This window comes from Streptomyces bohaiensis (assembly GCF_012033785.1).
Taxonomy (GTDB): Bacteria; Actinomycetota; Actinomycetes; order Streptomycetales; family Streptomycetaceae; genus Streptomyces; species Streptomyces bohaiensis.
The window spans coordinates 1-2,875 of the sequence record NZ_JAAVJC010000422.1 but is presented as its reverse complement, the minus strand read 5'-3'; the positions used below and the strand labels follow the sequence as shown (position 1 = coordinate 2,875).

The window sequence follows — 2,875 nt, the reverse complement described above, 5'->3', positions numbered from 1 at the left end:
GGGCGGCGGCGGCCCGGGCTCAGCCGGCGGGCGGGGCGCCCTCGCGCGGCCGGCCGAGGGAGCCGGGCATCCCCTCCGGCAGCTGGGAGCGCTGCCAGGGCAGCGGGCCGCCCGGTGGCCGGTACTCGACGCCCAGCGCGTCCAATCGCGGGTAGTGGTGCGCCATCCGGCGGTCCAGCTCCCCGGTGTCCCGGTCCTCGGGGGCCGGCAGCCGGGACCACACGACCTCGGCGAAGGCGCACAGCCGGGGGAACGCCTGGTAGTCGGCGCGGCGCCGGTCCTGGACGACCTCGGTCCAGAGGTTCGCCTGGGCGCCCAGGACGTGGCGCTCGGCATCGGTTCCGGCCAGTTCCGGCGGGACCGGCTCGAACCGGTAGACGTCGTGGAGCGTACGGACGTAGGCGATCGGGAACGGCTCGTCCCCGTCGGCCTGCCGGTAGTCGAGGTAGACCTGCTGCTCCGGGCACATCACCACGTCGTGGCCGGCGCGCGCGGCGGCGAGACCGCCCGCGTAGCCGCGCCAGGAGCAGACCGCGGCACCGGGGTCGAGCCCCGCGGCGCGCGCCGCCGCGGCGGGGTCGTCGGGGTCGGCCGGCCGGAAGGGCTCCCCGGCGTGCTCCGGGGCGCTCTCCAGGATCTCGTCCCAACCGATGAGGCGGCGGCCCCGCTCGGCCAGCCAGCGGGAGAAGTGGGCGAGGAACCACGGCTGGAGCTCCGCCACCCCGTCCAGGCCCAGCTCGGCGGCGCGCGCCGCCGCGGCCGCGGACCGCTCCCACTGGTCGCGGGGGCACTCGTCGCCGCCGAGGTGGACGAACTCGCCCGGGAAGATCTCCAGTAGCTCGGTGAAGACGTCCTCGAAGAACCGGACGGTCTCCTCACCGGGGAAGAGCACCCGGGGGCTGATGCCCCACTCGGTCCAGACGCCGGTGTCGACGCCGTCGGGGACGTCGGGGACGCCGAGTTCGGGGTAGGCCGCGATGGCGGCCTGCGAGTGGCCCGGGATGTCGATCTCCGGCACCACGGTGATGTGCCGGTCGGCGGCGTACGCCACGATCTCCCGGAGGTCGTCCTGGGTGTAGAAGCCACCGTGCGGCTGCTCGTCCCAGAGCGGGGAGTCGCGGTGGCCGAACCGGCTGCGGGGTCGCCAGGCCCCCTGCTCGGTCAGCCGCGGTTTGGAGCGGATCTCCACCCGCCAGCCCTGGTCGTCGCTGAGGTGGAGGTGGAAGACGTTGAGCTTGTGGGCGGCCAGCAGGTCCAGGTAGCGCAGCACCCCGTCCTTGGGCATGAAGTGCCGGGAGACGTCGAGCATGAAGCCGCGCCAGCCGAAGCGGGGGCCGTCCTCGATCTCGACGGTGGGCACCCGCCAGCGCGCACCGGGCAGCGGGGCGCGCCGGTAGGCGGGCGAGCCGAGCAGCTGGCGCAGGGTGTGGCCGCCGTGCTGCACGCCGGCGCCGCCGCCACCGGTGATGACGGCCTCGTGCGCGGTGACGACCAGGGTGTAGTCCTCGGGGCCGCCGACCGCGGGGTCGACACGGAGGCGGACGGCAGTCGCGGGGGCGGACGCGCCGGGCGGCGGCAGCGGCAGCCCGGTCGCGGCGGTGAGCTCGGCCCGCAGCAGGCGGGCGGCGACGCCGGTGCCCTCACCGGCGTCGAACACCGTCGACTCGTCGAGGGTGAGGGTCTCCCCGGTGGTGTGCGCGGCGCGCGGAGCGGGGATCAGTCCCGGCAGCAGGGGCGGGTCGTTCTCGGTTCGCGGCGAGGTCATGCGGGCCACCGTGCCGTGCCCACGCGCGCGACGCAACGCCCGTTGCGGTGCACGCAACGGGCGTCGGACCTGCGGTGACCACGGCAGAGCCGCGGGGCGGTACGGCGCCCGCACCACCGCCACCCCGGGGCGGCGCGGGCGCGGGGCGGGGCGAGTGGGACGCGGGCCCCACGCGCCGCCGGCGACTACTTCTTGCCGTCGCCCTTGCCGTCCTTGCCCTTGCCGAAAGCGCCCATGGACTCGTAGATCTCCTTGCACATGGGGCACACCGGGTACTTCTTCGGGTCCCTGCCGGGCACCCAGACCTTGCCGCAGAGCGCGACGACGGGACTGCCGTCGAGCGCGCTGGCCATGATCTTGTCCTTCTGCACGTAGTGCGCGTAGCGCTCGTGGTCGCCATCGCCGTGCGTGGTCTGCGGGGTCGGCTCGACCAGGGTGCCGGTGCCCGCCCCGCGCTCGGGCTCGAGAGTGCTCATGGTCACCAAGCCTAATTCAGCGACGCGTCATCCGGATATGTGGCCAGCATGCCGAGGTTCCCGCCCTGTCTGCGCAGCACGGACCGCCACAGCGCCCGCGGGCGGTCGGTGAGGACGTCCCCCGGTTCGGCGTCCACGACGTACCAGGCGCCCTCGGCCAGCTCCTCCTCCAGTTGTCCCGCACCCCACCCCGCGTAGCCGACGAAGACCCGCACCCCGCGCACGGCGTCGGCGAGGACGGCCGGCGGCGCGTCGAGGTCGACGATGCCGACCGAGCCGCGCACCCGGCGCCATCCCTCGGGCCGGCCGCGCGGCACGACCGCGAGGGCGAGCACCGAGTCGAGGGCGACCGGCCCGCCGAAGAAGGCGACGGGCGGGTCACCGGTGAGCGGCGCCCACTTCTCCAGGATGTCGGCGACCGGTGTCTCGCCGGGGCTGGTGAGGACCACGCCGACCGCCCCCTCGTCGTCGTGCTGGGCGACCAGCACGACGGAGCGGCGGAACGTGGGGTCGGTGAGGGCCGAGGGTGCCGTGGTCTTCGCGCTGGCCAACCCCGACCCGGAGGTCGACCCGGCCGAGGCCCGGCGCACCGCCGCCGTGGTCGCCACCGGCCGCTCGGACTTCCCCAACCAGA

General features: G+C 75.4%; 3 protein-coding genes. All 3 read right to left on the bottom strand.

Going from position 1 to position 2,875, the window contains the following annotated elements; all coding sequences use genetic code 11:
- Positions 1-19: 19 nt before the first annotated feature.
- A complete protein-coding gene (locus HCN52_RS23510) occupies positions 20-1,765 on the bottom strand; it encodes a beta-N-acetylhexosaminidase (protein WP_168090443.1) in 1,746 nt (581 codons plus the stop codon).
- Positions 1,766-1,950: 185 nt separating this feature from the next.
- Positions 1,951-2,241, bottom strand: a complete 291-nt coding sequence (locus tag HCN52_RS23505; protein WP_168090442.1) for a DUF3039 domain-containing protein — start codon at positions 2,239-2,241, stop codon at positions 1,951-1,953.
- An 11-nt stretch (positions 2,242-2,252) separates the two neighbouring features.
- Positions 2,253-2,792 carry a YqgE/AlgH family protein gene (locus HCN52_RS23500; RefSeq protein WP_168090441.1) on the bottom strand — a complete coding sequence of 180 codons (540 nt, stop codon included), beginning with the start codon at positions 2,790-2,792 and terminating at the stop codon, positions 2,253-2,255.
- Positions 2,793-2,875 lie beyond the last annotated feature (83 nt).

Coding starts and splice junctions, on each gene's coding strand:
- HCN52_RS23510 (WP_168090443.1), bottom strand. CDS start 1,765: ATGACCTCGCCGCGAACCGAGAACGACCCGCCCCTGCTGCCGGGACTG.
- HCN52_RS23505 (WP_168090442.1), bottom strand. CDS start 2,241: ATGAGCACTCTCGAGCCCGAGCGCGGGGCGGGCACCGGCACCCTGGTC.